24 protein-coding genes are annotated in these 25,413 nt (G+C 69.9%); 18 read left to right on the forward strand and 6 right to left on the reverse strand.

Going from position 1 to position 25,413, the window contains the following annotated elements; all coding sequences use genetic code 11:
• Nucleotides 1-74 precede the first annotated feature (74 nt).
• The 6 genes from pcaF to ACQW02_RS11205 all read left to right on the forward strand — a co-directional run bounded on the left by pcaF (nucleotide 75) and on the right by ACQW02_RS11205 (nucleotide 6,569).
• The gene (gene pcaF / locus ACQW02_RS11180) at nucleotides 75-1,283 is read left to right on the forward strand and encodes a 3-oxoadipyl-CoA thiolase (RefSeq protein WP_431285320.1); all 1,209 of its coding nucleotides are present in this window, start codon (nucleotides 75-77) and stop codon (nucleotides 1,281-1,283) included.
• Nucleotides 1,284-1,352: 69 nt separating this feature from the next.
• A complete protein-coding gene (locus ACQW02_RS11185; protein WP_431285321.1) occupies nucleotides 1,353-1,679 on the forward strand; it encodes an STAS domain-containing protein in 327 nt (108 codons plus the stop codon).
• A 39-nt stretch (nucleotides 1,680-1,718) separates the two neighbouring features.
• Nucleotides 1,719-2,795, forward strand: a complete 1,077-nt coding sequence (locus tag ACQW02_RS11190; RefSeq protein WP_431285322.1) for a chemotaxis protein CheW — start codon at nucleotides 1,719-1,721, stop codon at nucleotides 2,793-2,795.
• 5 nt (nucleotides 2,796-2,800) lie between these two features.
• Nucleotides 2,801-3,817, forward strand: coding sequence for a chemotaxis protein CheB (locus ACQW02_RS11195; RefSeq protein WP_431285323.1), 1,017 nt, complete (start codon nucleotides 2,801-2,803; stop codon nucleotides 3,815-3,817).
• Complete coding sequence (locus tag ACQW02_RS11200) at nucleotides 3,814-4,488, forward strand: response regulator (RefSeq protein WP_431285324.1); 675 nt, start codon at nucleotides 3,814-3,816, stop codon at nucleotides 4,486-4,488. Before ACQW02_RS11195 ends, ACQW02_RS11200 begins: the two co-directional genes overlap by 4 nt.
• The gene (locus ACQW02_RS11205) at nucleotides 4,485-6,569 is read left to right on the forward strand and encodes a chemotaxis protein CheA (protein WP_431285325.1); all 2,085 of its coding nucleotides are present in this window, start codon (nucleotides 4,485-4,487) and stop codon (nucleotides 6,567-6,569) included. Before ACQW02_RS11200 ends, ACQW02_RS11205 begins: the two co-directional genes overlap by 4 nt.
• Here ACQW02_RS11205 and ACQW02_RS11210 read toward each other — a convergent pair.
• Together ACQW02_RS11210 and ACQW02_RS11215 are read right to left on the reverse strand one after the other, a co-directional pair.
• Entirely contained in the window at nucleotides 6,556-7,707 is a 1,152-nt protein-coding gene (locus ACQW02_RS11210; RefSeq protein ID WP_431285326.1) for a PP2C family protein-serine/threonine phosphatase, read from the reverse strand. The genes ACQW02_RS11205 and ACQW02_RS11210 overlap by 14 nt on opposite strands.
• A complete protein-coding gene (locus tag ACQW02_RS11215) occupies nucleotides 7,704-9,317 on the reverse strand; it encodes a methyl-accepting chemotaxis protein (RefSeq protein ID WP_431285327.1) in 1,614 nt (537 codons plus the stop codon). Before ACQW02_RS11215 ends, ACQW02_RS11210 begins: the two co-directional genes overlap by 4 nt.
• Nucleotides 9,318-9,425: 108 nt before the next feature.
• On the opposite strand from ACQW02_RS11215, the gene ACQW02_RS11220 reads away from it, so the two are divergent.
• On the forward strand, nucleotides 9,426-10,130 hold the full coding sequence (locus tag ACQW02_RS11220) for an RraA family protein (protein ID WP_431285328.1): 705 nt from the start codon (nucleotides 9,426-9,428) through the stop codon (nucleotides 10,128-10,130).
• Between the two features lie 7 nt (nucleotides 10,131-10,137).
• Here the strand turns inward: ACQW02_RS11220 and ACQW02_RS11225 are convergent, their stop codons facing one another.
• On the reverse strand, nucleotides 10,138-10,659 hold the full coding sequence (locus ACQW02_RS11225) for a hypothetical protein (RefSeq protein WP_431285329.1): 522 nt from the start codon (nucleotides 10,657-10,659) through the stop codon (nucleotides 10,138-10,140).
• Nucleotides 10,660-10,766: 107 nt separating this feature from the next.
• Here ACQW02_RS11225 and ACQW02_RS11230 point away from each other — a divergent pair, with 107 nt between their 5' ends.
• On the forward strand, nucleotides 10,767-11,210 hold the full coding sequence (locus ACQW02_RS11230) for an acyl-CoA thioesterase (RefSeq protein WP_431285330.1): 444 nt from the start codon (nucleotides 10,767-10,769) through the stop codon (nucleotides 11,208-11,210).
• A 27-nt stretch (nucleotides 11,211-11,237) separates the two neighbouring features.
• On the opposite strand, the gene ACQW02_RS11235 is transcribed toward ACQW02_RS11230, so the two are convergent.
• The gene (locus tag ACQW02_RS11235) at nucleotides 11,238-12,503 is read right to left on the reverse strand and encodes an NAD(P)/FAD-dependent oxidoreductase (RefSeq protein ID WP_431285331.1); all 1,266 of its coding nucleotides are present in this window, start codon (nucleotides 12,501-12,503) and stop codon (nucleotides 11,238-11,240) included.
• A 131-nt stretch (nucleotides 12,504-12,634) separates the two neighbouring features.
• Here ACQW02_RS11235 and ACQW02_RS11240 point away from each other — a divergent pair, with 131 nt between their 5' ends.
• The 5 genes from ACQW02_RS11240 to ACQW02_RS11260 are packed head-to-tail and all read left to right on the forward strand — an operon-like array spanning nucleotide 12,635 to nucleotide 17,348.
• Nucleotides 12,635-13,741 carry an extracellular solute-binding protein gene (locus ACQW02_RS11240; protein WP_431285332.1) on the forward strand — a complete coding sequence of 369 codons (1,107 nt, stop codon included), beginning with the start codon at nucleotides 12,635-12,637 and terminating at the stop codon, nucleotides 13,739-13,741.
• 2 nt (nucleotides 13,742-13,743) lie between these two features.
• Entirely contained in the window at nucleotides 13,744-14,676 is a 933-nt protein-coding gene (locus ACQW02_RS11245) for a 2-hydroxyacid dehydrogenase (protein WP_431285333.1), read from the forward strand.
• Nucleotides 14,677-14,680: 4 nt separating this feature from the next.
• Nucleotides 14,681-15,736: an ABC transporter ATP-binding protein gene (locus ACQW02_RS11250; protein WP_431285334.1), complete on the forward strand. Its 1,056-nt coding sequence runs from the start codon at nucleotides 14,681-14,683 to the stop codon at nucleotides 15,734-15,736.
• Nucleotides 15,733-16,566 carry an ABC transporter permease gene (locus ACQW02_RS11255; RefSeq protein WP_431285335.1) on the forward strand — a complete coding sequence of 278 codons (834 nt, stop codon included), beginning with the start codon at nucleotides 15,733-15,735 and terminating at the stop codon, nucleotides 16,564-16,566. The genes ACQW02_RS11250 and ACQW02_RS11255 overlap by 4 nt, the downstream gene beginning before the upstream one ends.
• Nucleotides 16,563-17,348, forward strand: coding sequence for an ABC transporter permease (locus ACQW02_RS11260; RefSeq protein ID WP_431285336.1), 786 nt, complete (start codon nucleotides 16,563-16,565; stop codon nucleotides 17,346-17,348). The genes ACQW02_RS11255 and ACQW02_RS11260 overlap by 4 nt, the downstream gene beginning before the upstream one ends.
• A gap of 145 nt (nucleotides 17,349-17,493) precedes the next feature.
• Here ACQW02_RS11260 and ACQW02_RS11265 read toward each other — a convergent pair whose 3' ends face one another.
• Nucleotides 17,494-17,862 carry an STAS/SEC14 domain-containing protein gene (locus ACQW02_RS11265; RefSeq protein ID WP_431285337.1) on the reverse strand — a complete coding sequence of 123 codons (369 nt, stop codon included), beginning with the start codon at nucleotides 17,860-17,862 and terminating at the stop codon, nucleotides 17,494-17,496.
• A gap of 53 nt (nucleotides 17,863-17,915) precedes the next feature.
• Nucleotides 17,916-19,487, reverse strand: a complete 1,572-nt coding sequence (locus ACQW02_RS11270; RefSeq protein ID WP_431285338.1) for an ABC transporter substrate-binding protein — start codon at nucleotides 19,485-19,487, stop codon at nucleotides 17,916-17,918.
• Nucleotides 19,488-19,659: 172 nt separating this feature from the next.
• Here ACQW02_RS11270 and ACQW02_RS11275 point away from each other — a divergent pair, with 172 nt between their 5' ends.
• The 5 genes from ACQW02_RS11275 to ACQW02_RS11295 are packed head-to-tail and all read left to right on the forward strand — an operon-like array spanning nucleotide 19,660 to nucleotide 25,412.
• Nucleotides 19,660-20,433, forward strand: a complete 774-nt coding sequence (locus ACQW02_RS11275; RefSeq protein ID WP_431285339.1) for a class II aldolase/adducin family protein — start codon at nucleotides 19,660-19,662, stop codon at nucleotides 20,431-20,433.
• Nucleotides 20,430-22,025 carry an amidohydrolase gene (locus ACQW02_RS11280; protein WP_431285340.1) on the forward strand — a complete coding sequence of 532 codons (1,596 nt, stop codon included), beginning with the start codon at nucleotides 20,430-20,432 and terminating at the stop codon, nucleotides 22,023-22,025. The genes ACQW02_RS11275 and ACQW02_RS11280 overlap by 4 nt, the downstream gene beginning before the upstream one ends.
• Complete coding sequence (locus ACQW02_RS11285; RefSeq protein ID WP_431285341.1) at nucleotides 22,025-22,966, forward strand: ABC transporter permease; 942 nt, start codon at nucleotides 22,025-22,027, stop codon at nucleotides 22,964-22,966. Before ACQW02_RS11280 ends, ACQW02_RS11285 begins: the two co-directional genes overlap by 1 nt.
• Complete coding sequence (locus ACQW02_RS11290) at nucleotides 22,963-23,814, forward strand: ABC transporter permease (RefSeq protein WP_431285342.1); 852 nt, start codon at nucleotides 22,963-22,965, stop codon at nucleotides 23,812-23,814. The genes ACQW02_RS11285 and ACQW02_RS11290 overlap by 4 nt, the downstream gene beginning before the upstream one ends.
• Nucleotides 23,815-23,831: 17 nt before the next feature.
• Entirely contained in the window at nucleotides 23,832-25,412 is a 1,581-nt protein-coding gene (locus ACQW02_RS11295; protein ID WP_431285343.1) for an ABC transporter substrate-binding protein, read from the forward strand.
• The last annotated feature ends 1 nt before the right edge of the window (nucleotide 25,413 follow it).

Below are 25,413 nucleotides of genomic sequence, written 5' to 3' on the forward strand. Positions count from 1 at the left end.
CCTCACCGTCATGGCCCTTGGCGCCGCCCCGCATCGGGCTTAACCCGGCCTGCGAATAAGGGAGCGCCAATGCCATGACCGACGCCTTCATCTGCGACGCCGTCCGCACGCCCATCGGCCGCTTCGGCGGCAGCCTCGCCATGGTCCGCCCGGACGATCTGGGTGCGACCCCGCTGCGTGCGCTGATGGCGCGCAATCCCGCCGTGGACTGGGCCGCGGTCGAGGATGTCATCTTCGGCTGCGCCAACCAGGCGGGTGAAGACAATCGCAACGTCGCCCGCATGTCGCTGCTGCTGGCCGGGCTGCCGGACAGCATCGGCGGCAGCACGGTGAACCGGCTGTGCGGGTCGGGCATGGACGCGGTCGGCATCGCCGCGCGCGCGATCAGGGCCGGGGACACCGAATTCATGATCGCCGGCGGCGTCGAAAGCATGACACGCGCGCCGTTCGTGATGGGCAAGGCGCAGGAAGCCTTCAGCCGCCAGGCCGAGATTTTTGATACCACCATCGGCTGGCGCTTCGTGAACCCGGCGATGAAATCCGCCCATGGCGTGGATTCGATGCCGGAGACGGCGGAGAACGTCGCCCAGCAGTTCAACATCAACCGCGCCGACCAGGATGCCTTTGCCTGGCGTTCGCAGCAGCGCGCCGGCGCCGCCATCGCCGCCGGGATTTTCGCCGAGGAAATCGTCCCGGTCAGCATCGCCCGCCGCAAGGGCGACCCCATCATCGTCGACCGCGACGAACACCCGCGCCCCGACACCACCATGGAAGCCCTCGGCAAGCTCGGCACGCCCTTCCGGCGTGAGGGCGGCAGCGTCACCGCCGGCAATGCCAGCGGCGTGAACGACGGCGCCTGCGCGATGCTGGTCGCCAGTGCCGCCGCCGCCGCGCGCCACGGGCTGGCGCCGCGCGCCCGCGTCGTGGCGATGGCGACCGCCGGCGTCGCCCCGCGCATCATGGGCTTCGGCCCCGCGCCCGCGACGCGCCGGGTGCTGGAAAAGGCCGGGCTGACCCTGGCGCAGATGGATGTGATCGAGCTGAACGAGGCCTTCGCCGCCCAGGCGCTGGCGGTGACGCGCGACCTCGGCCTGCCGGATGACGCGGCGCATGTGAACCCGAATGGCGGTGCCATCGCGCTCGGCCATCCCTTGGGCATGAGCGGTGCGCGCCTGGTGCAGACCGCGATCGCCGAACTGCATCGCCGCCAGGGGCGCTATGCGCTGGCGACGATGTGCATCGGCGTGGGGCAGGGCATCGCGATGGTGCTCGAAAGGGTCTGATAAGCCGGCACTGGTAGGGTGGCGCCGGCGCGCTGATACTGCGCCGCCGCCATGGCCAGGGAGCAGCCCATGCAGATCGCCGAATCCACCTCCGGCGCCGTCACCATCGCCGCCATTGAGGGCCGGCTGGACACCGCCACGGCGGCCGCGGCCGAGGAACGCTTGGCGGCCCTGGTCGCGGCAGGGCCGTTGGTCGTGGACCTGGCGGCGGTGCGCTACGTCTCCTCGGCCGGGCTGCGCGTGTTGTTGAAGACCGCCAAGCAGGCCCAGGCCGCCGGCACCCGCTTTGCCGTCTGCGCCCTGCAGCCGGCGGTGCTGGAGGTGTTCGAGATCAGCGGCTTCGACCGCATCATCGACGCCTTCCCGACCCAGGCCGAAGCCGTCGCGGCCAGTTAGCGGCGGGTCATCCCGCATGGCCACGCAGCCGGGCCTGGCATGAAGGCGCTGCTGGCCGGGGGGCGCGCCTGGCTGTTGCCATCCGGCTGTGCGCCGCTGTCGGCGGTGGCGACCCGCGCGCTTCCGGGCGGGGCCGGCTGGCTGGGCATGCTCGGCGGCCGTGCGGTGCCGGTGCTCGCGCCCGGCGGGGTTTTGGGCGCGGCCTGGCTCAGCATGCCCGGCCCCGGCGGCGCGTTCCTGGTCACCGGGGATGCGGTGCTGGAGGAGGTGCCGGAGGGCGCGTCGCCGCTGATTCTGGCCCCCCTGCCAGCGCCACCGCCGGCGGCGCCAGCGGTGGTGCCGCCGCCCGAGCCCGCCGCGCCACGACCGGACGCGGGCCCCGCCATGCTGGAACTCTCCTCACCCGGCGGGCGCTTCGTGGTCCCGCTGCCGGGCGTGGTGCGCGTCGTCCCGCTGCCCGGCTGCCGCGCCATTGTCGCGGCCCCCCCCGCCGTGCTGGGCTGGGCGCAGGTCGAGGACGCCCCAGTGCTGATCGCCGACCCGGGCGGCATGGCCGGTGGCGCGCAGCATCTGGTGCTGCTGGATATCGACGGCCGGCTATTGGGCGTGCCCTGCGCCCGGCTGGCACCGGTCGCCGCGGGCACGCCGGGGTCGGATCTGCGGGGCCTGGCGGGCCTGCTCGGCTGGGCCCCGCCGCATCGCGTGGCGACACCAGTTCCACCCGTGCCGACGCGCGGCCTGTTGATCGCCCAGGCCGCCGGGCAGCGCTTTGCCCTGGCCGCCGCCGAGGTCGAGGCCGCCATCGCGCCGCTGCACCCGACCGCCTTTCCCGGTGGACGGCGCGCCATCGTGCATCGCGGCCTGGTGCTGCCGGTGCTGGACGCCGGGCCGGCGCTGGGTGGCGGCGCCGCATGCTGGCCGGCGCCGTTCCTGCGGCTGCGGCTGCCCGCGCCCATCGCCCTGGCCATCACCGCCGTCGAGGGGCTGCGCCAATTGCCCGAAACCGCCATCGCGCCGCTGGACGGCGATGCGGCGGGGCCGGTCATCGCCATCGTCACCTTGCCCGGCGGCACCGCGCCGGTGCCGCTGCTCAGCGCCTGGCGCCTCGCCGGATGATCCGCGTGCTGATCGCCGACGACAGTGGTTTCATGCGCCTGGCGCTGCGCCGGATCATCGAGGCCGATGGCGACCTGTCCGTGGTGGCCGAGGCCGCGGACGGAGAGGCCGCCGTCGAACAGGCCATGCTGCACCACCCCGACGTGGTCGCCATGGACATGGAGATGCCGCGCCTGGACGGGATCGAGGCGACCCGCCGGCTGATGCGGCTGCCCGACCCGCCGGCCGTCGTCATGGTCAGCCAGCATACGAGCGATGGCAGTGCCGCGGCCCTGGCGGCGCTGGCGGCGGGTGCGTCGGACACCGTGTGGAAAGGCTCGGGCCTGGCGGGGCTCGGGGCCGGTTCCTTCGATCTGGGCGCGCTGGACGCGAGTCTGCGCGGGCGGCTGCGGCACTGGGCGGCGGCGCGCGCGGCGGGCCGGATGCGGGGGGCGGCCGCGCCGCCGGTGCCGGGTCCATCCGCCGGGGTGGCGATCATCCTGGTTGGTGCGTCCACCGGCGGGCCCGATGCGGTCGTGGCGCTGCTGGCCGCCGCCGGTCGCCTGGCGGTGCCGGTGGTGGTGGCGCAGCACATGCCAGCCGACCTGGGGCCGCATTTTGCGCAGTCCGTCGCGGAGCGGACCGGCCTCGACGCGATGCTGGCGGTGGATGGCGCGCGATTGGCGCCCGGGCGGGTGGTGCTGCTGCCCGGGGGCATGGATGGCAGCCTGCTGCGCGCCCCGGATGGAGGGTTCCTGCTGCGCTTGGCGCCGGGCGCGGGGGCGGTGCATCCTTCGGTGGATGTGCTGTTCCGCTCGGCCGCCCTGGCCGCCGATCGCGCGTTGGGGGTGGTGCTGACCGGCATGGGGCGCGATGGCACCGAGGGTGCGGCCGCCATGGTCCGTCGCGGCATGTCCGTGCTGGCGCAATCCCCCGAAAGCTGCGTGGTCGCGGGCATGCCCGGCGCGCTGATCGCGGCCGGGCTGGCGGCGGGGACCGGCACGCCGGACGACCTTGGCCGCCGCATGGCGGCGCTGGTATGACGCGCCTGGATCCTTCATTGCTGGCGGCCTTCGCACCCGAATTCGCGACCGGCTGCGACCGCCTGGCCACGGCCGCCGATGCCGCCGGGGCGGCGCGCGCGCTGGATGCACTGCGCGGCATGGCCGGCGCCTTCGGCATCGCCTCGCTGGTCGCGCTGATCAAAGCGGCGACCACGGCACTGGACCCGTTCGATGCCACGGTCACGGCGGTGCATGCCGCCACCCTGCGGGCACGGTCGGCGGCCATCGTCGCGGCGGGGCGGGATGTCGCGGCGATCCGAATCCTGATTGTGGACGACAGCGCCCTGATGCGCCGGCTGCTGCGGGAGATCCTGGCCGTGGAGCCTAGCCTGCACGTCGTGGCCGAAGCCGCCGATGGCGCCGCCGCCCTGGCGCTGATGGCGGAACACACGCCGGACGTGACCCTGCTCGACATCGAGATGCCGGTGCTGGACGGTTTCGGCGTGCTGCGCCAACGGGCGCTGGCGGGGGGTGGGGGTGCTGTCGTCGTGGTCAGCAGCGCGGCGCCGCCCGGTTCGCCCGCGGCGATCCTGGCGCGACGGCTTGGCGCGCGCGCCGTGGTCGGCAAGCCCTCCGGCGCGGTGTCGCCCGACCTGGCGCGGCGCAGCGGCGCCGCGATCCGCCAGGCCGTGCGGGACGCCGTGGCATGATCCCGCCCGATGATCCGCTCTGGGCCGAATTCGCCGCCGAGAGCGAGGAGCACCTGGACACGCTGGACCGGCTGTTGTCGGCCGGGGGGGCGCCCGATGACGTGAACCGGCTGTTCCGCGCGATGCACAGCCTGAAGGGCATGTCGGCGGCCCTTCGTGCCGGTGGCATGCTGCGCCTGGCCCATGCCGCCGAGGATGTGCTGGGGCTGGTGCGTGCCGGGCGCCTGGCGCTCGACCCCGCCGCCGGGGATGCGCTGCGGGCGGCGGTCGATGCGCTGCGGCGGCAGCGCGCGGTCCTGGTCGGGGGGGCAGGCGACCCGCCCGCGCCCGTGGCGGTGCTCGACCGGCTGGCAGGGCTGGTCGCGTCGCCGACGGCCATCGCCGATCCGCCGGCCCTGGCCTTTGCCCGCCGCATGGCCGAGGCCGCACCCGGCCTGTCAGGCGATTCCGCTGTCGCGCTGGCCGATCTGGCGCGGACCGCCGGCCTGGGCGGCATCGCCACCCGGCTGGCCGATTTTGCCGCGGCGGCCGGAACGCCCGGGGCGCTGCCGGCGCTCGGCCTGCTGCGGCGGGCCCTGTCGGTGCTGGAGGAGACCTGCGGCGCCCCCGCCGGGCTGGCCGAAACCGCGGCCGACCCTGGCCTGCTGCCGGCCCGCCTGGCGCCGGTCTTGACGCTGCTGCCCGCCGCCCTGGCCGATCCGCCGGCCCAGGCCGCCGCGATCCTGCCACTGCTGCACGAGGCCGCGGCCTGCGCCGCCGCCTGCGCCGATGACCCGGCCGAAACCACGCTGCTGGGTTTGCTGGACCTTTTCGCCCGGAATGGCGAAGCCGATGTGGTGGCCGAGGGCGCTGTCCTGGCCGCGCGACTGGGCGCCCAAGGCCCGGTCGCGCCCGTCGCCACCATGCGCGTGCGCCAGGACACCATCGACGGCATCATCGCGCTGGAGGCCGAGGTCCGCGCCGGCGCCCTGGCCGTCGCCGAGGCCATCGGCGATGCCGGCGCGCGCAGCGACCTCGCGCGCCTGGGCGTGCTGGGCCAGCGCCTGCCTGCCGGCCCGGCGCGTGAGGCGGCGGCGGCGACCGATCGGCTGCGGCGCTTCCTGGATGCGCTGGAAGGCGCCGAACAGCGCCTGGGCCTGGCGCTGCGCCGGCTGGATGATGCGGTGCTGGACCTGCGGGTGGTGCCGATCGGGACACTCTATGCCCGGCTGCCACGCGCGATCCGTGCCCTGGCCGATGCCGGCGGCAAGCAGGTCGACCTGGCGATGGAGGGCGAGGAGGTGGCACTGGACCGCAGCCTGGTCGAATTGCTGGCCGACCCGCTGCTGCACCTGGCGCGCAACGCGGTCGATCACGGGGTGGAACCGGCCGCCGCGCGCCTGGCCGCCGGCAAGCCAGCCCGGGCCACTCTGCGCATCGCCGCCACCCGCCACGCCGGGCAGGTCCGGCTGCGGGTATCCGATGACGGGCGCGGCATCGACGTCGGCCGGGTGCTGGCGCGCGGTGTCGAACAGGGGCTGATGACCGCCGCCGAGGCCGCCGTGGCGTCGGATGACGATGCCCATGCCCTGCTGTTCAACCCCGGCTTCAGCACGGCGGGGGTGGTGACCGAGACCTCCGGCCGCGGGGTTGGGCTGGATGTGGTGCGCGACGCCGTGCGCCGTGCCGGCGGCAGCCTGGAGGTGTCGAGCACGCCGGGGCAGGGGGCGGCCTTCACCCTGCGGCTGCCGCTGACCGCGGCGCTGGCACCGGTGCTGCTGGTGATGGCCGGCGGCCAGCCCTGCGCGCTGCCGGAAGGGCGCGTGGATGGCGTGGCCACGCCCGAGGCTTGCCCTGTCCCGGTCATCGACCTGGCCGCCGCCCTGGGCCTGGCGCCGCAGGGGCCGGGCGGGATTGTGCTGGCCACGGTGCGCGGGCGGCGGATCGGGCTGCGTGTCGATCGGGTGCTGCGCCGCACCGACCTGCTGCTGCGGCCGCTGCATCCGATGTTGGCGGCGCTGCCCGGCGTCGCGGGGGTGGGTTTGCTGGGCAATGGCGAGCCGGTTCTGGTGATCGACCCGGATGGGATTACCCCCGCCTGAAGGCCAGCACGGTGATGTCGTCGTTTTGCGGCGCCCCATCGGCGAATGTCACGATGGCGGCCAGGACGGCGGCCACCACCGCATCCGGCGATGCCCCGCGCAGCGGCGCCAGGGTCGCCCGCAGGCGGTCGCGCCCGAAGAAATCCTGGGCGGCGTTCTCCGCCTCCGTCACCCCATCGCTGTAGAGGAACAACCCCTGGCCCGCGGCGACATGGATGGCTGTGGAGGCATAGGCAAATCCCTCCCACGCGCCCAGCGGCGGCTGGCGGGCGAAGCCGGTCAATGGCCGCGCTTCGTGCTCATCCAGCAGGTACGGCGCCTCATGCCCCGCCACGCAGATGCGGCCATCGCCGGTCGCGGCATCCAGCACGATCAGCAGGGCGGTGACAAACGTCTGGCTGTCGTTCTCGGCGGCAAGATCGGCGTTGGCGTAGGCCAGGATGGTCGCGGGGTCGGGCAGCGGCCCCGGCACCAGGCGCGCGGCCGCCCGGATCGCCCCCAGGGTCCGCGCCATGGTCAGCCCCGCGGGCGCGCCCTTGCCCGAGACATCCGCGACGCAGAGCAGCACCCCGCCGCAGGGCAACCGCATCGCGTCATACAGGTCGCCACCCACTTCCCGCGCCGGGATCATGGCGGCGGCGATGGTGAGTCCAGGCTGCGCGATGGCGGCGAAATCGCGCCGCATCAGGGCGAGTTGCGCGGCGCGCGCGCTTTCCAACTCCGCTTCGATGACGTGCCGCCTGCCGTCGGCCAAGTCCCGCAGGTGCTTCTTTTCCAGCACCGCGCCAAGCCGCGCACGCAACAGCGGCAGGTCGAAGGTCTTTGGCAGGTAGTCCTCGGCACCCAATGCGATGCAGCGGACGATGGTATCCATCTCGGTCAGCGCCGAGATGACGATCACCGGCGGCGCCGTGCCCTGATGTTCGCGCAGGCGTTCCAGGACGGCGATGCCGTCCATCTGGGGCATTTCGAGGTCGAGCAGCACGCAATCGAAATGCCGCGCCGCGATCGCGGCCAGCCCCTCGATCCCGTCGTTGGCCAGGGTGACGTCGGTGTAACCAAGTTCCGCCAGGCGTCGCGTCAGCATCAGCCGGTTGAAGGCGCTGTCATCCACCACCAGCAGCGCGAAGGTGCTCACGCCTGGGGGCGTCCGGCCATGCTTTCGACGGCGCCGCGCGTTTCGGTGGCAAGGCGCGACAGGTCGATCATCGTCACGGTGATTTGTTCGGCGGCTGTGGCGTTGGACTGGCCGATGCGGGACAGGGTTGTGACCCTCTCCTCGATTCCCGCCACGGTCGCCTGTTGCTGTGCCATCGCGACGGCGATCTGCGCGGCCAGGCGCGCGCTTTCCGATACCAGATGGGTCAGGTCGTCCATCGCATTGCCGACCGCGGCGGCGGTGCCGCTGCCCTGGCGGGTGCGGCGGCCCGCGACCTCGACCACATCGGCGATTTCCTGGGCGAGTTGTTCGGAGGAGGCGGCCAGGGCGCGGACTTCCTCCGCCACCACGGCAAGGCCGCGGCCGTGTTCGCCGGCGCGCGCGGCCTCGATCGCGGCATTGATCGCCAGGATATTGGTCTGGGTCGCGATTTTCGCGATATTGCCGGCGATGCGCGTGACGCGTTCGGTGTCGTCGCCGACGGCATCGACCAGTTCGATCAAGCGGCCGATTTTTTCCACGCTGCCGCCCAGCAGGCTGCGGGCCTCGGCGGCGCGGTCACGGGCATCCTGGGTGCTGCGGCCGACGTCGCGGATGGCATCGCCCGATTCCGACAGGGCCTCGGCCACCTGGCGCAGTTCGGAGAGCTGCGTCATGGCGCCATCGCTGACCTGGCCAATCGCCTCCGACGCCTGGTTGGTGGCGATGGCGGTGCGGCGGGCGTTTTCGATCGCGCTGCCGGTCAATTGGCGTTGCGCGCGCGCGGTGTCGCGGAACACCGATACGGCGCGGGCCATCTCACCGACCTGGTCGGCGCGATCGGTGCCGGGGATGTCGGCCGCGATATCGCCCTGGGACAGATTGTCCATGCTCCGCGCCAGACGGCTGACCGGGCGCGCGATCAGGCCGACCAGCACGACCCAGATCAGCCCCGATCCGACCAGGCCGACCAGCCCGGCACCGATCACCACGCGCAACGCCCGGTCCGACAGGGCATGGGCCTGCGCGAGTGTCGCATCGGTACGGGCCTTGACCACGCCGCGCGCATCGGACGCGACCCGGTTGAAGGCGGTGGCGAAATCCAGCCAATCCTCGTGCAGGGCGGGAAAATCCTCGACACGCCGGGCGGTGAAGGCGGCGGCGACGTTTTCGATGAAGGCGGGCAGGCGGGCCATCATGTCGCGGCCGCCGCCGATGACCAGCGGGTTCATCTCCGCCCCCAACTGCTGCGCCAGTTGCGCAAAGGCGTCCTGCAACAGCCCGGCGCTGCGCGTCATGCGCCCGGCGGCGGGGGCGGGCTGCAACACCCCCGCGATCACGCTGGCGAAGGCGGAGGAGACGGCCGCGATCTGCGTCGCGAAATCATCGGCCGCCGTATCGGCCCGCCGGTCGGCCGTGCCCAGGCGTTCGATGATCGCGGCCTGCTGGCGGTCCACCACCAGGGCGGTGCCGGTCAGCAGCCCGATCGTGGCCAGCATCAGCGCCGCGATCAGTACGGCCCGCGTGCCGATCCGCCCAAACCAGACGCGCAGCCCCGCGGCCGGGGCGGCGCCTGCGCGGCGCGGGATGGGGGAGGGGGTTTGGTTCATGGCTCGGCCGGGACGCTACCCGCCACCAGGTTAAGGCGCCAGTTACGGCGGGGCGGTTTGACCGCGTCGGCGCCACGTCCGATCCTTCGGCGAACAAAGGAGGACGCCATGACAACCCGACCCTTCACCGCCGCCGACCTTGAAGCGCTGCGCGCCTGGGACACGCCGACGATCTGCAACGCGCTGGAGGTCATCGTGCCGGCCCGCCGCGGCCATGGCTTCACGGTGCGGCCGTTCCAGGTCGCGGATGTCGCGCTGAAGCCGATCTGCGGCCTGGCCCGCACCGGCACGATCCGCGCCGCACACCCGGCCGCGCGCGACAAGGCGGCCGACCGCGCGTCGCGCCTGGGCTGGTACGAATACGTGGCCGACGCCACCCTGCCGACGATCATCGTGCTGCAGGACCTGGACGACACCCCAGGCACCGGCGCCTTCTGGGGTGAGGTGAACAGCAATGTGCACAAGTCGCTGGGTTCGCAGGGCTGCGTGACCAACGGGTCGTTCCGCGACATCGACATGCTGGCGCCGGAGTTTCAGATCCTGGGGGTGGTCAACCCATCCCACGCGCATGTGCATGTCGTCGCGCGCGGGTTGGAGGTGACCATCCATGGCATGGCGGTGTCATCGGATGCGGTGGTGCATGCCGATCGACACGGTGCCGTGTTGATCCCGGATGAAGCGGTCACAAAAATCCCCGCGGTCATCGACCTGTTGACGCGCAAGGAAGCCGTGATCCTGGACCTGTGCCGCGACGGCAAACTGACCATCGCGAGCCTGCGGGACGCCTTTTCGCGGATGGACGACATCCACTAGAAGGTGGTCAGCCCGCTTCCATCGGCGACGACGTCGACGAGCCATCGGACAGATTGCCCCAGGCCATCACGACGCTGTTGCCGTAGTTGAAGTGATCGAAGCCACGTTCGACGAAACGCCCGGTGCGCTTGTTGTCGACGCCGGGCATCGGCCAGAATGGTTCCATGCACATCACCGTGCCGGTACGGCACGCCCAGATGACGTTCATATGGGCGAAGCCGGTGATGTGCTTGAAGGCGATGACGACAGGCTTGGAGCCAAGCGGCAGGCCGGTCAGGATCTCGTCGGGCGTTTCGAATTCGGCCGCGGACATCTTCATCCGCGTATCGTCGGTCAGCCCGTTGATCATGGAATCCGCGCTCATCGCACCATTGGTGTCGGTGCAGCGTTTGAATTCCTGCATCACCCTGGACTGGGTCCATGACGGGCGGCCGCCCTGGACGGCCTTCAACCACCAGGCCAGGCAGGCGGCCCAGCAAGAATTGTCGTAGATCTGCCCAATGCTGGGCACCTTGGTATAATTCGTCATGAGGACGTCCTCCCGAACCGATCCCCGATGGTCGTTTCGCTGGGCGCCGTAAGGGCGCGCGCCGTGCAGGCGTGTCCAATGACGTTTTTGGGAGAGACCGCGCCGCGATGACCGCACCCTTGCTTGCGACGGTTCGCCCCGAATGGGTGGATCATTACGGCCACATGAACCTGGCGTATTATCTCGTGGTTTTCGACATCGCGACCGATGTGCAGTGGCCGGTTCTTGGCCTCGGGGCCGGGTTGCGTGCGCGTAACCTTGGCACCTTCGCCGCGGAAACCTGGGTCGGCTACACGCGGGAAGTCACGCTCGGCATGCCGCTCGCGTGCGACAGCGCGGTATTGGCGCATGATGGCAAGCGGTTGTTGGTGCGGCATCGCATGCGCCATGCCGAGGAAGGCTGGCTGGCGGCGGAGAACGAGGTGCTGTTCCTCTGCGTCGACCTTGTCGCGCGCAAGGTGTCCGGCTGGCCGCCCGAATGCCTGGCGCTGTTCAGCGCGGCGACGGTGGACGAACAGCCGAAACGCCTGGCGCTCAAGCGGACCGGTTGACGCGCCTGTTCCCGGAGCGGATCAGCGTCACGCCACCAGCCGGTCCAGACGGTCGCGCAGCCGGTACCAGCCACCGACCATCGGCAGGAACCACGGGTCGCCCTTGTAGCCAGGCAGGGTCGGGAATGTCAGCCCGTCCAGCGCGAAAGGCTCATTCGCCGCGCCCGCGATCTTCAGCCCCGCCTGATGCCCGAGCCAGGTCGCCATCGCGACGCCCGACCCCTGGCATCCGGCCGCATAATGCAGCCCATCCTGCACGCCGATATGCGGCAGGAAGTCGAAGGTGAAGGCGACATTGCCGGTCCAGGAATGGGTGATTTTCGTCTCGCGCAGTTCCGGGAACACATCGGTCATGAAGCCATGCAGCACCGGCGCCGCGGCCTCCGGCGACGTCGGGCCGAAACTCGCCCGCCCACCCCAGAGCACGCGCGTGCCATCCGGCGAGGGACGGAAATAGTTCAGCACCCGCTTGGTATCGCTGATCATGCGGCGCCCGGGGAAAAGCCGATCGATCACTTCGGTGCCGACCGGTTCGGTCGCGATGAGGTAGGATCCGACCGGGATCATGCGCCTGGCCAGCCAGGGCATCGCGGACCCGCCATCCGGCTGGCGCGAATAACCGTTGGTCGCGACCAGCACGGCATCGGCGCGCAATTCGCCGGCGCTGGTCGCCAGGCGGAAGCCGTCCCCCTCACGCGTGATGCCGCCGACGCGCACCCCATCCATCAGCACCGCCCCGGCACCCTCGGCGGCACGGGCCAGGCCGCGCGCATATTTGCCGGGGTGCAGGCTGCCGGAGGCCTCGGCCACCATGCCGCCGTGGTAGTGGTCGCTGCCCAGCGCCTCATGCTGCCGCGCCCGGGGCAGCATGCGGGTCGGCATGCCGGTGACCTCGGCCAGGAAATCGGCGCGCGCGGCCAGGCCGTCGTAGTGCTTTTGCGTCCAGGCCGGCACGAAGCGGCCGCAGCGGACGTAGTCGCAGTCGATTTTTTCCCGCGCGATGGTGTCCTCGATGAAGGGGAAGGAGGCCGCCGCCGCCGCCGCGATTCGCCGCGCGCCAACGGGCCCATGGGTCGATTCCAGCGCGCCGGCGGCGACCTTCAGCCCGCCCGAGACCATGCCGCCATTGCGGCTGCTGGCCCCCCAGCCGATCCGTTCGGCATCCAGCACCAGCACCTCGTGGCCCAGGCGCCGCAGGGTCAGCGCCGCCGACAGCCCGGCATAGCCACCCCCCACCACGGCGACCGCGGTGCGGGCCGGCAGAGTGGCGCCACGTTGGGCAGGTTCGGCCACATCCCACCAATATGGGGCAGAGCGAAAGTTTTCGGCGAAAATCGGGTGTAATGTGGTCATTGCAGCGCGGGCTTGCTTCCGTTTGACTGCGAAGGGTCGCCCCAGTCGGGCAGGGCGGCAAGAGCGGAGCGATGGCATTGCAGACATTCCAGCAGGATTGCGTGGCGCTGGCGGAGGAAAAGCTGCGGGACGGCCGGATCGACCGCCGCGCCTTCCTGGGCGCGCTGGCGGCCCTGGGCGCCGCACCGGTGACAGCGCACGCGCAGGCCGTGCGCGAACTGGTGATGGTGAACTGGGGCGGCATCGCCAATGAGGGTTTTGGCCGCTTCTATGGCGCGCCCTTTGTCGCCGCGAACCCGGGCTGGACCGTCGCGCAGGACAGCACCGGGCCTTCCGCCGGGCGCATCCGCAGCATGGTCGAAAGCGGCCGTACCACCTGGGACCTGTGCGACAGTTCCTCCTCCTCCTCGATCGTGCTGGGGCGGGCCAATCTTGCGACCGCCATCGACTATTCGATCGTCGACCGCACCAACGTGATCGACCCGGCCTTCGCCATGGAACATGGCGCGGCGCCGTATTCCTTCAGCAGCGTGCTGGCCTATGACAGCGCCAAGTTCCCCAATGGCGGCCCGACATCCTGGGCGGATTTCTACGACCTGCGGCGCTTCCCCGGGATGCGGCTGCTGCGGCGCGATGCGCTGGCGGTGCTGGACGGGGTGCAGATGGCGCTGGGGAAGGACAAGGCGGCGCTTTATCCGCTGGATGTCCCCGCGTGCCTGGCCAAGATCCGCGAGATCCGCCGCAATGCCGTATTCTGGAACAATGGCAGCGAGAGCGAGCAATTCCTGCGCACGGGTGAGGCGGTGATGGGCCAAATCTGGCACACCCGCGCCAAGGTGCTGGAAGAGGAAACCCGTGGCCGTATCAAGTTCATCTGGAACCAGGGCGTGTTGCAGGCCGGCATCTTCGTGATCCCGCGCGGCAATCCGGGCGGGGCCATGGCGCAGCGTCTGCTGGCCTCGATGCTGGCCAATCCGGCGCCGCAGGTCGGGCTGCTGCAACTGCTCGGCAACGGGCCGACCAACCCGGCCGCCGCGGCGCAGGTGCCGGAGGCGTTCAAGCGCTTCAACCCGACGGACCCGGCGAACGTGCCGCTGCAACTGACCCTGGGCGGCGAATGGTGGGGCGTGAACTACCCCGAGGTGAACCAGCAATACCTCGACGTGATCACGGGCTGACCATGTCTGTTCTATTGGTGAAGTCGGGCGGGGCCGCGGGCTTCGAAGGCTGGCGTTCGGCCTTTGCCGAAGCGATGCCCGAGTTGGAACTGCGTTTCTGGGACGACCCGATCGCGCCCGAGGCGGTCGATTACGTCATGGTCTGGGACCCGGAGCCGGGCCGCCTGGCGGAATTCCCGAACCTGCGGATCGTGTTTTCCAGCGCCGCGGGGGTGGACAATATCACCCGCGACCCGATCTGGCCGCGCCATTTGCCGCTGGTCCGCATGGGCGGCGCCGAGACGTCGCAGCGCATGGGCGAATTCATCGCCTGGGCCTGCCTGTCGCTGCTGCGCAGCGGGCGGCGCATGGCGCTGGCCCAGGCGCGCGCCGAGTGGAACAATTTCGACGTCCCCTTCTGCGCACCACAGCGCCGGGTCGGCATCATGGGCATGGGCAACCTCGGCGCCCATGCAGCCCGCGTGCTGGAGGCGATCGGCTTTCCCGTGGCCGGCTGGTCGCGCAGCCGCAAGGCGGAGATCGAATCCTACGCCGGGGCCGAGGAATTGCCCGCCTTCCTGGCGCGCACCGATATCCTGGTCTGCCTGCTGCCTTCGACGCCGGAGACGGCGGGGCTGATCTCGGCATCGCTGTTCGCGCAACTGCCGCCCGGCGCCGCGTTGGTGAATGCGGGCCGTGGCAGCCATGTCGTGCTGCCCGATCTGCTGGCGGCGCTGGATAGCGAGCATCTGTCGGGCGCGGTGCTGGATGTGTTCGACACCGAACCCCTGCCGCCCGAAGCCCCGGTCTGGGCGCATCCCAAGGTGATCGTGACGCCACATATCGCCTCGCTCGCCGCGCGCGGCGAACGGGCACGCTATGTCGCCCAGGCGATCCGCGACCACGCCGCGGGGCTGCCGCTGCCAAACCTGTTCGACCCCGAAAAAGGCTACTGATCCCTTGAGCCACGCGCTTGCCATCCAGGGACTGACCAAGCGCTACGGCAGCTTCTTCGCGGTGCGGGAGGTGTCGCTGGACGTTCCGGCCGGCGCCTTCCTGACGCTGCTGGGGCCGAGCGGATCGGGCAAGACAACCATCCTGATGGCCATCGCGGGGTTTTCCACGCCGGATGCGGGGGCGATCCTGCTGGATGGGCGCGACATCACGCCGCTGCCTCCTGAACGCCGCGATTTTGGGATGGTGTTCCAGGGCTATGCGCTGTTCCCGCACATGACCGTGGCGGAAAACATCGCCTTCCCGTTGCGCGTGCGGAAGATGGGCAAGGCGGAGCGGGATGAGAAAACCCGCGCCGCGCTGGACCTGGTGCAACTGACCGGGCTGGCCGACCGTCGCCCATCGCAATTGTCGGGCGGCCAGCAGCAACGTGTGGCCCTGGCGCGGGCGCTGGTCTTCGACCCGGCGCTGCTGCTGCTGGATGAACCGCTGTCCGCGCTGGACAAGAAACTGCGCGCTGAGTTGCAGGAGGAATTGCGCGCCCTGCATCGCCGCGTCGGCCGCACCTTCGTCAACGTGACGCATGACCAGGATGAGGCGCTGTCGCTATCCGACCAGGTCGCGATCCTCAACCACGGCCGGCTGATCCAGACGGGTGCGCCGGCCGAACTCTACGAACGCCCGGCGACCCGTTTCGTCGCCGATTTCTTGGGGAAATCCAACTTCTTCACCGCGATCGCGGAAGGTGGCCGGCTGCATGTCGGCGGCATCGACCTCGTGCAGGATGGCGCCCCCGCTTCCGGCCCCGTGCTGCTGTCGCTGCGCCCGGAGAAGATCGCGCTGCTGATGGCCGGCGAAACGGCGGCGAATGTCGCGGTGGGAAAAATCCGATCCTGGTCCTACCTCGGCGCCGGGTTTGGCATGGTGGTGGATACGCCGCTCGGCCCGCTGCGTGCGTCGCTGCCATCCTGGCGCGCGCCTATCGCGCCGGCCGAGGGGTTGGAGGTGCGCCTGGGCTGGCCCGCCGATGCCGCCGTCGCGGTGATCGAGGACGCGGCATGAAGCGAGACGCCGGCTGGTGGGCGCTGATCGCGCCGGCCTTCCTGCTGCTGACCATCTGCTACATCGCCCCGATCGTGCAGATCCTGGCGATCAGCTTCCTGGAACCCTCGCCGGGCCTGTCCAACTACGAACGCCTGTTGACCAGCGAAAGCGTGCAGCGGGTCATCGTCACGACCCTGCGTATCTGCACCATCACCACGGTGATCGCGCTTCTGCTGGGCTACGCGCTATCCTACGTCATCGCCATGGCGACCGACCGCGCGCGCCGCTGGTGGCTGCTGGCGGTGCTGGTGCCCTTGTGGATCTCGGTGCTGGTGCGGGCCTTTGCCTGGGTCACGCTGCTGCGGCGGCAGGGGGTGATCAACCAGGGGCTGATGGGGGCAGGGGTCATCGATGAACCCCTGGCCCTGGTCTGGAACGAGACGGGCATCATCATCGGCATGGTGCATTACATGGTGCCCTATGCCGTGCTGCCGATGCTGGCCGCGATGCGAGAGGTCGACCCGCGCCTGCTGACCGCCGCGCGCGGCATGGGCGCATCCCGCGGGCTCGTCTTCGCGCGCGTCTTCCTGCCGCTGTCGATGCCCGGGGTGATCGCCGGGGGCGTGCTGGTCTTCATCTTCTCGCTCGGCTTCTACATCACCCCGGCGATCCTGGGCGGCGGGCGCACCTTGATGGTCGCGGAGTGGATCAAGTTGCAGATCCTGGACCTGATCCGCTGGGGCCTGGGTGCCATGATGGCGACGGTGCTGGTGGTGGCGATCCTGGCGACGCTCGCGATTTTCTCGCGCGTCGTGAACCTGCGGCGCCTGTTCGGGGGCGGGGCATGAACGGCGCGCATCCACCCGGCTGGTTCGCCCGGGGCCTCGCCTGGACCACGGTCATCTATTTGGTGCTGCCGCTGACCATTGTGTTGCCGGTGTCGCTGACCGACCGGCGCTTCCTGTCGCTGCCGGAACACGGCGCGTCGTTGCAGCACTACCGCGCCTTCTTCAGCTCGCCACTGTGGCTGGATGCGATGGGGCAATCGCTGTGGATCGCGGTGTGTTCCACGGCGCTGGCGGTGGTGGCCGGCACGCTTTGCGCGATCGGGTGCTGGCGGCTGTCGCGGCGGTCCACCGACCTGGTGCGCGCGCTGATGCTGCTGCCGCTGATCATCCCGTCGATCGTCTATGCTATCGGACTGTATCGGTATTTTGGTCGCTTCGGCCTGCTGGATAGCTTTATGGGCGTGATCCTGGCGCATGGGGTCACCGGCATTCCCTATGTCGTCGTCACCGTTTCGACCGCGCTTGCAGCCTTCGACCCGCGGCTGGAGCAGGCGGCGCGCGGCATGGGCGCATCGCTGCGCCAGACGGTCGCCTGGGTCATCCTGCCGCGCATCGCGCCGGGCATCATCTCCGGCGCCATCTTCGCCTTCATCCATTCATGGGATGAATTGGTGATCGTGCTGTTCATCGCATCCCGCCGCGTGATCACGCTGCCGCGCCGGATCTGGAACGGCATCAACGAAAACCTGGATCCCACCATGGCCGCCGTGGCGATGCTGTTGATCGTGATGACCCTGGGGCTGTTGCTGCTGGATATGGCGCTGCGTCGGCGGCAGCGGTAGCGGGGTGGGAAGGGTGGCGCTGGTTCGATCACCAAGCGATGCAGCCCCCCAGACCACGAGCCGGATGGGATGGAACAGGAGCCCAAGGACCATACCGAGTGAGAGCGTCGGTATCTCACCGCGCTGGAAGCCGGACGCCCAATATCTAATGGCGGTTCAGCACCCATTGCTCGGCTGCTTCAACGTCGCGCGAGTCGAATTTCTTGATTTCCGCGGAGACGAAATGTGACGCGAAGGATTCCGCCACCGTTCCAAGTGCAGAATCAGTGACGATGGCGACGCGCCTGACATGCCTGTGATGGTCCCGGACGAAACGGAAATGGGCCGCCATGGCGCCCAGGCTCTCCCATCCTGGGAACTTGGGCACTTCGATGATGATCCCGGCAAGCGTGCCGCCGGCTTCCAAATACGGATCGACTGTCTGCGTGAGCCGCATGAAATCGCCTTCGGATAGAGAGGACTTGGGCCGGATGAACAAAATGGAACTCTCGGTATCCAGGCTGTGATCAAGCATTGTCGTCTCTCTCCTGCGTTCACTCGCCACCGCCGTCCGAATCCTCAACTCTGTCAGCGCTTCTCCACGCCCCAGAACACCGGCACGATGGTCGGCCGCAGCCCGACAACGTTGGCGCGATAGGCGGCCAGCGCGCGGAATTGCCCCGCGTTGACATAAGGCAGCACCGCATAGGCACGCGCATGCACCCGTTGCAGGATCTCGGTGCGTTTCGCGGCGTCGTTCTCTTCCCACCAGGACCGGCGCAGGGCTTCCAACTCCGTATCGCAGGGCCAGCCGGTCAGCCCGCCCTCGCAAGGGCTGGCGAGATACAGGTTGGTCAGCGGGTTCTGGCCGTCGAGCACGTTGGCGACGGTGACGAACATGTTCCAGCCGCCGGCATCCTGCGCCTCACGCCGGTTGCGGCGCTGGGTGACGGTGGCCCAATCCATCGCCGGCACGTCCATGTTCAGGCCGCCGGCGCGGAAGGCTTCGGCCATGGTCAAGGTGGCGGCGTTGTTGATGGGGTTGTCGGTGGCGTTCAGGAACACGATGCGCCGGCCGTCATACCCGGCATCGCGCAGCAGCGCCCGGGCGCGTTCGACGTTCGCCGCCCGCAGCCCAACCGCGCCCGCCGAGGATTCCAGCGGCGTGCCGCAGAAGAAATAGGCGGGGCAATACGGCACCTGTTCGCTCGGCCGCACGCCGATGGCGTTCAGCACGTCCTGCTGGTTGATCAGGTGCAGCAGCGCCTGCCGCGCCTCCGGTCGGTCGAAGGGCGGCTGGGTGTGGTTGATCCGCAGCCAGACCATGAAGCCCACCGGGTTGATCGCCATGGTCCGCACATCGCGCGCGCGTTCCAACGTCGGGATCAGGTCGGGGGAGGGCTGTTCGATCAGGTCGATCTCACCCCGTTGCAGGGCCGCCGCCGCGGTCGCGGGGTCGGGCAGGGCGAGCCATTCCACCCGTTCCAGCAGCACACGCTTGCCGCCGGCCAGCCCATCGGCGGGCTCGGCGCGGGGGCGATAGGCGGCGTTGCGCGTATAGACGGCGCGTTCCCCCGCGCGCCACTGGCTGGGCTGGAAGACGAACGGCCCGCTGCCGGTCGCATCGGTGATGGCGGTGCTGGCGGGCGTGCGCGCGATGCGTTCGGGCATCACGAACAGGGCGCTCGCCGTCGGCCGCGCCAGGGCCTCGGTCACCAGGGCAAAGGGGCGGGACAGGCGGATGACAAAAGTCTTGTCGTCCACGACCTCCAGCGCCGCCGTCGCGGCCAGGAGTGCGCGCCCGACCACATCGCGTTCGCCCCATCGGCGGATGGATTGCACCGCATCGGCCGCCCGCACCGGCTGGCCGTCGTGGAAGGCCAGGCCATCGCGCAGGGTGAACCGGTGGCTCATCCCATCGGCCGAAGCCTCATGCACATCGACCATCTGCGGTCGCGCGACACCCTGGCTGTCGAGCGCGAACAACTGGTCATAGACCATGAAGCCATGGTTGCGGACGAAGGCCGCCGTCGACTGCACGGGGTCGAGGCTGGACAGATCGTTGATCAACACGATCCGCAAGGTGCCCGATGGCGCGGGCTGCGCCTGGGCGGCAAGCGGCAGAAGCAAGGCCAGGAGGAGGGCGAGGGCGCGCATCATGGGCTTTCTCCGTCGGCCCCTGGATATGACCGCCGATTGCGGCCCCCGCGCAACCGTTGATGCACAAGGCGCGGGCAGGAACTGTGCCGGCAGGCGAAGGAACGCCTCGTCAAGCGGTTGACGCGCGGGCCCCACGGCGTGACTTTGCCGCAATCTTGCCCCGGAGCATGCCATGACCTTCGCCAGCCCCCCAGCCTCCCTGCGCGGCGTTTCCGCCGAGGAATGGCGTATCCGATGCGACCTCGCGGCCCTTTACCGGCTGGTCGCGCATTTCCGCATGACCGACTTCATCTACACCCACATCAGCGCCCGCGTGCCGGGGCCCGAGCACCACTTCCTGATCAACAAGTATGGCGTGCTGTTCCACGAGATGCGCGCGTCGGACCTCGTGAAGATCGACCTGCACGGCAACGTCATCGAGGATGGGCCGGAATCCAAGCGCGTCAACGCCGCGGGCTTCACCATCCATTCCGCGATCCACATGGCGCGTGAGGACCTGTCCTGCGTCGTCCATACCCACACCGCCGCCGGCATCGCCGTCAGCGCGCAGAAGCAGGGGCTGCTGCCGATCAGCCAGCACGCGCTGAAGTTCTACGGCCACCTGGCGTATCATGGGTATGAGGGCGTGGCGCTCGACCTCGACGAACGCGACCGGTTGGTGCACGACCTCGGCGAACACCGCGCGATGATCCTCGTCAACCACGGGCTTCTTTGCGCCGGGCGCACGATCCCCGAGGCATTCAACAACATCTACTACCTGGAACGCGCCTGCCAGGCGCAGATCGCGGCCCAGTCCGGTGGCGCCGAGCTGGTGCTGCCGCCTGAGGAGGTCCGGGTGCGCACCGCGGGCCAGTTCAACCGCGAGACGGTGCTCGACCACTACGAATGGGCCTGGGAAAGCGCGTTGCGCCTGATCGAGGGCCAGGGGACCGACTGGCGCGCATGACAACAGGTTTGCTGCTGCACGGCGGTAAGGTCTTTGCCGGGCGCGGCTTGCCTCTGACCGATGCGATCCTTGTGCGTGACGGCCGCATCGCCGCCCTTGGCGATGCGGCGCGCGATGCCGCCGGTGCGGATGACCGGCGCGTCGATCTGGCGGGGCGTCTGGCGACGCCCGCGCTGGATGAGGCGCATATGCACCTGCTGCCCTATGGGCTGGCGCTGAGCCAAGTAAACCTGCGCGCCGAACAGGTGCGCACCTTGGATGAAGTCCTGGCCCGCATCGCCGCCGCCGCAAAAGCCGCGGCACCCGGCGCCTGGGTTTTGGGGCGCGGCTATGACCACGCCGCCCTCGACATCGGCCGCCACCCCACTGCCGAGGAGTTGGACCAGGCCGCCCCCAACAACCCCGTCTTCATCAAGCGCACATGCGGTCACATGGGCGTCGCCAATACCGCCGCGATGCGCGCGGCCGGCGTCGGCCACAACACGCCGGACCCCGAGGGCGGTGTCATCGAACGCGCCCCCGGCCGCCTGACCGGGTTGTTCCAGGAACGCGCCATGCGCCTGATCCTGGACAGCGCCCCGGTGCCGGATGAGGCGACGATGGTCGCGGCGATCGAGGCCGCGGGCCGCAACCTCGCGCGCTACGGCTTCGCCTCGGCCTCCGACATGAATGTCGGGATGATCGCGGGCATCTCCGAGATCGCCGCCTATCGCCGCGCCCTGGCCGAGGACCGGCTGGTGCAGCGCATGTGGATGGTCCTGGCCGCGAACCCCGAAGGCATCGGCGATGCCGCCTGGGATGCCGGGCTGCGCGCCGATGTCGCCGACCCGATGCTGGCCTTTGGCGGCGCCAAGATCTTTGCCGACGGCAGCGCGGGCGGGCTGACAGCGGCCTTCTTCGATCCCTATCTCCCCGGCGGCCATGGCGTCTTCTGTTTCCCCGACGCCACCATGCACGGGTTGCTGGCGCGCTGGCACGATCGCGGTTTTGCCTTGAACATCCACGCCATCGGCGATGCCGCGATCGAACAGGTCCTGGTGGGGATGGAGGCGCTGACCGCCCCCCGCCCGCGCCATCGCATCGAACACTGCGGCTTCGTCACCCCCGGCCAGCGCGCCCGAATGCTGGCGGCCAAGATCCTGCCGCTGCCGCAGCCGGTGTTCCTGTACGAGTTCGGCGACCTCTACCTGAAGACCGTGGGGTCGGAGCGCAGCGCCGCCTCCTACCCGATGAAGACCTGGCTGGATGAAGGCCACCACCCCGCGGCTTCCTCCGACTGCCCGGTCTCGACCGTCGATCCCTTCATCAACCTCTTCACCATGCTGACCCGCCAGACCAATCGCGGCACGGTCATCGGGGCCGAGGAGGCGCTGACGGCCGAGGAAGCTCTGCATTGCTACACCTGGTGCGGCGCCCATGCGCGCTTCGCCGAACACCGGCGCGGCACCCTGGCCCCCGGCATGGATGCCGACATCGCCGTCTTCGACACCGACCTCCTGACCGCCGAGCCCGACGCGATCCTGGCGGCCGGCTGCGACCTGACCCTGCGCGGCGGCATCGTGCTGCACGACCGCCACGGGGCCTTCGTCTGATGCTGCGCCATGCGGCTGGGCGTATCGCACTCGCATTGCCGGTGCTGCTGGGTGTCGTGCTGGTCGGCTTCCTGCTGATGCAGGTGGTGCCGACCGACCCGGCCATCGTGCGTGCCGGCCCGATGGCGTCGATGGAGGTGGTGGAGGCCATCCGCCGCGACCTCGGGCTCGACCAACCGCTGCATGTGCAGTTCGGGCTCTACATGTGGCGGCTGGTCCAGGGCGACCTGGGCGTGTCGATCATCAACAATGTCTCGGTCGCACAGGAACTCGGCAATACCATCGGGCCGACCTTGGAACTGATGGCGGCCTCGTTGATCTGGTCGATCCCGCTGGGCATCGGCATGGGCACGGTCGCGGCCTATCTGCGCGGCACCTGGACCGACCGCGCGATCATGGCGCTGTCGGTGGCCGGCGTGTCGGTGCCGGTCTTCTTCCTGGGGTTGGTGCTGATCTGGTACGTCGGCTTCCAGTGGCAGTTGCTGCCCTTCACCGGCCGCCAGGGGCCGTTGTGGACGATCGAGGGTCTGCGCGGCGTGGCACTGCCCGCCATCACCCTGGGCGGCGTCTTCGTCGGCCCCGTCGCGCGCATGACCCGCACGGCGGTGCTGGAAACCCTGTCGGCCGACCACGTCCGCACCGCGCGGGCCAAGGGGCTGACCGAAACCGCCGTCGTGCTGCACCATGCGCTGCGCAACGCGCTGATCCCCGTGGTCACGCTTATCGGCTTGCAGATCGGCTTTCTGCTCGGCGGCGCGGTGGTGACGGAGACGGTGTTCTCCTGGCCCGGGGTCGGGCGGCTGGCGGTCGGGGCGATCACGTCGTCTGACTTCCCGATGGCGCAGGGCACCATCATCGTGCTGTCCGCCGGGTTCATCCTGGTGAACCTGACGGTGGATTTGCTGTACGGTATCCTCGACCCACGGGTGCGCGGCGCATGAGCGCCGCCCTTGTCGCACGGCCGACCGTGCTGCGCTTGGTGCTGCGTGACGCCGCGGCGGCGGTCAGTGCGGCTTTCCTGCTGCTGGTCGTACTGGCCGCGCTCTTCGCGCCCTGGCTCGCGCCGGTCGACCCTTATGAAACCGACCTGATGGCGGTGATGCAGCCGCCCGGCGGAGACGATTACCTGCTGGGCACGGACGGGCAGGGGCGGGACATGCTCTCGCGGCTGCTCTACGGCTTGCGGGTGACCTTGGCGATGGGGCTGACGGCCCTGACCTTCGGTGGCGTGATCGGCGTCGCGGTGGGCTTCGTCGCCGCCTATTGGCCGCGCGTGGACGGGCTGCTGATGCGGCTGATGGATGTGATGCTGTCCTTCCCGGCGATCCTGTTCGGCCTGGCGCTGGCGGCGATCTTTGGGCCGGGGCTGGTCGCGGTCGTCATCGCGCTGTCGGTCGCGACTGTGCCGCTGATGGCACGCATCGCGCGCAGCACCGCGCTGGTCGTGATGGCGCAGGATTATATCGAGGCCGCCCGCGCCACCGGCATGGGCGACTGGCGGCTGATCCGCCGGCATCTCGCGCCCAATTGCATCGCGCCCCTGATGGTCTTCGCCACCCTGCGGCTGGGGCAGGTGATCCTGCTTGGCTCGGCACTGTCCTTCCTCGGCCTGGGGGCGCAGGCGCCGACTGCGGAACTCGGTGCCATGGCGGCGCAGGGCCGCACCTTCCTGTTCTTCGCGCCGCATATCAGCGTGATTCCCTCCTTCGCCATCTTCGCCATCGTGCTTGCCTGCAATCTGCTGGGCGATGCGCTGCGCGACGCGCTTGATCCGAAACTTCGTTCCTGACCATGGAGACGCCTTCGATGCGACGCCTTCTCACTGCCTTGTGCCTTGCGGCCGTCGCCTTGCCCGCGGTCGCGCAAACCCCGCGCAACACCGCCGTGCTGATGCGCGAATATGATGCCGATCGCTACGACCCCGCGCGCAGCACCGCCCGCAGCGCCGGCGAAGTCATCTACATGCTGTCGGACACGCTGGTGTCGATGGACTACGACATGCGCACCATCCGCCCGGGCCTGGCGGAGCGGTGGGAGGTTTCGCCCGACGGCAAGACCTACACCTTCCACCTGCGCACCGACGTCACCTTCTGCGACGGCCGGGCGATGACCGCGGAAGACGTGGTCTACACCATCAACCGCTGGATCGCGCCGGCAACCCGCAGCCCCGTCGCCTGGCGCGCCGGGCCGGTGAAGGAAATCCGTGCGACCGGCCCGCATACCGTCGAATACGAGTTGAACGAACCCTTCTCCGAACTCCTGTCGCAATTGACCTTGTTCTTCGCCTCCATCGTCGATCGCGCGACGGTGGAACGCCTGGGCGACAATTTTGGTGTGCAGGGCTTCAACGGCACCGGGCCGTATTGCTGGGTCTCCTGGACGCCGCGCCAGGATGTCGTGCTGCAGCGCCACCCGACCTATCGCTGGGGTCCGCCGATCTACGAGAACCGGGGTCCCGCGCAGGTCGAGCGCGTCATCTGGCGCGTGATCCCCGAGCCGACGGCGCGCCTCGCCGCGCTGCAGACGGGCGCCGGCGACGCCACGCAATACATCCCGACCGTGGCGATCGACCAATTGCGCCGGGTGCCCAGCGTGTCGGTCACGACCCAGCCGAACTACCTCTGGGATTTCTACATGGCCTTCAAGGTCGACAAGCCCTTCGTCAGCGACCCGCAGGCGCGGCGCGCGATGGCCATGGCGATCAACAAGCCGGCGATGGTCCGCGCGATCTGGTCGGGCCATGCGACGGCGGCGGTCAATATCATCAACCCCGTGGCGCTGGATTATGACGCGGCCTCCGATGCGCTGGTGCCGGGCTTCGACCCGCCGGGCGCGATGCGCCTGCTCGACGAAGCCGGCTGGCGCATGGGCCCCGATGGCGTGCGGGTGAAGGATGGCGTGCGCGCGTCCTTCCTCGTCTATGGCATCAACAACCTCGACAACCAGCGCCAGTCCGAGATCATGCAGCAGGCGCTGCGCCGCGTCGGCGTCGAGATGCAGATCCAGTTGTTCGACGCGACCGTGGCCTGGGGCCGCATGTCCACGCAGGAATTCGGCGCGGTCTTCCTGTCCTATCCGTATTTCTCGGCGGGCGATGCGCTGAACCTGTATTTCCAGTCCACGCAGCGGCCTTCGCCCAACCGGATGAACTGGAACAGCCGCGAGACCGATGCCTGGCTCGCGACGTCGCGCAGCGCCACCGATCCCGCCCAGCGCGCGACCGCCCTGGCCAATGTGCAGCGCCAACTGGCCGAGGCGAATGTCTGGATCACCACGGCGCGTGAGCAATTGTATATCGGCGCCAGCAACCGGGTGACCGGGGCGCGTGCTCATGGCTTGTACGGCGTCGGCATGTACAAGCTGCTCGACCTGCGGGTGGTGCGCTGAC

This window comes from Humitalea sp. 24SJ18S-53 (genome assembly GCF_050632385.1).
GTDB lineage: Bacteria > Pseudomonadota > Alphaproteobacteria > Acetobacterales > Acetobacteraceae > Humitalea.

Coding starts and splice junctions, on each gene's coding strand:
- pcaF (WP_431285320.1), top strand. CDS start 75: ATGACCGACGCCTTCATCTGCGACGCCGTCCGCACGCCCATCGGCCGC.
- ACQW02_RS11185 (WP_431285321.1), top strand. CDS start 1,353: ATGCAGATCGCCGAATCCACCTCCGGCGCCGTCACCATCGCCGCCATT.
- ACQW02_RS11190 (WP_431285322.1), top strand. CDS start 1,719: ATGAAGGCGCTGCTGGCCGGGGGGCGCGCCTGGCTGTTGCCATCCGGC.
- ACQW02_RS11200 (WP_431285324.1), top strand. CDS start 3,814: ATGACGCGCCTGGATCCTTCATTGCTGGCGGCCTTCGCACCCGAATTC.
- ACQW02_RS11205 (WP_431285325.1), top strand. CDS start 4,485: ATGATCCCGCCCGATGATCCGCTCTGGGCCGAATTCGCCGCCGAGAGC.
- ACQW02_RS11215 (WP_431285327.1), bottom strand. CDS start 9,317: ATGAACCAAACCCCCTCCCCCATCCCGCGCCGCGCAGGCGCCGCCCCG.
- ACQW02_RS11220 (WP_431285328.1), top strand. CDS start 9,426: ATGACAACCCGACCCTTCACCGCCGCCGACCTTGAAGCGCTGCGCGCC.
- ACQW02_RS11225 (WP_431285329.1), bottom strand. CDS start 10,659: ATGACGAATTATACCAAGGTGCCCAGCATTGGGCAGATCTACGACAAT.
- ACQW02_RS11230 (WP_431285330.1), top strand. CDS start 10,767: ATGACCGCACCCTTGCTTGCGACGGTTCGCCCCGAATGGGTGGATCAT.
- ACQW02_RS11240 (WP_431285332.1), top strand. CDS start 12,635: ATGGCATTGCAGACATTCCAGCAGGATTGCGTGGCGCTGGCGGAGGAA.
- ACQW02_RS11245 (WP_431285333.1), top strand. CDS start 13,744: ATGTCTGTTCTATTGGTGAAGTCGGGCGGGGCCGCGGGCTTCGAAGGC.
- ACQW02_RS11255 (WP_431285335.1), top strand. CDS start 15,733: ATGAAGCGAGACGCCGGCTGGTGGGCGCTGATCGCGCCGGCCTTCCTG.
- ACQW02_RS11260 (WP_431285336.1), top strand. CDS start 16,563: ATGAACGGCGCGCATCCACCCGGCTGGTTCGCCCGGGGCCTCGCCTGG.
- ACQW02_RS11265 (WP_431285337.1), bottom strand. CDS start 17,862: ATGCTTGATCACAGCCTGGATACCGAGAGTTCCATTTTGTTCATCCGG.
- ACQW02_RS11270 (WP_431285338.1), bottom strand. CDS start 19,487: ATGATGCGCGCCCTCGCCCTCCTCCTGGCCTTGCTTCTGCCGCTTGCC.
- ACQW02_RS11275 (WP_431285339.1), top strand. CDS start 19,660: ATGACCTTCGCCAGCCCCCCAGCCTCCCTGCGCGGCGTTTCCGCCGAG.
- ACQW02_RS11280 (WP_431285340.1), top strand. CDS start 20,430: ATGACAACAGGTTTGCTGCTGCACGGCGGTAAGGTCTTTGCCGGGCGC.
- ACQW02_RS11285 (WP_431285341.1), top strand. CDS start 22,025: ATGCTGCGCCATGCGGCTGGGCGTATCGCACTCGCATTGCCGGTGCTG.
- ACQW02_RS11290 (WP_431285342.1), top strand. CDS start 22,963: ATGAGCGCCGCCCTTGTCGCACGGCCGACCGTGCTGCGCTTGGTGCTG.
- ACQW02_RS11295 (WP_431285343.1), top strand. CDS start 23,832: ATGCGACGCCTTCTCACTGCCTTGTGCCTTGCGGCCGTCGCCTTGCCC.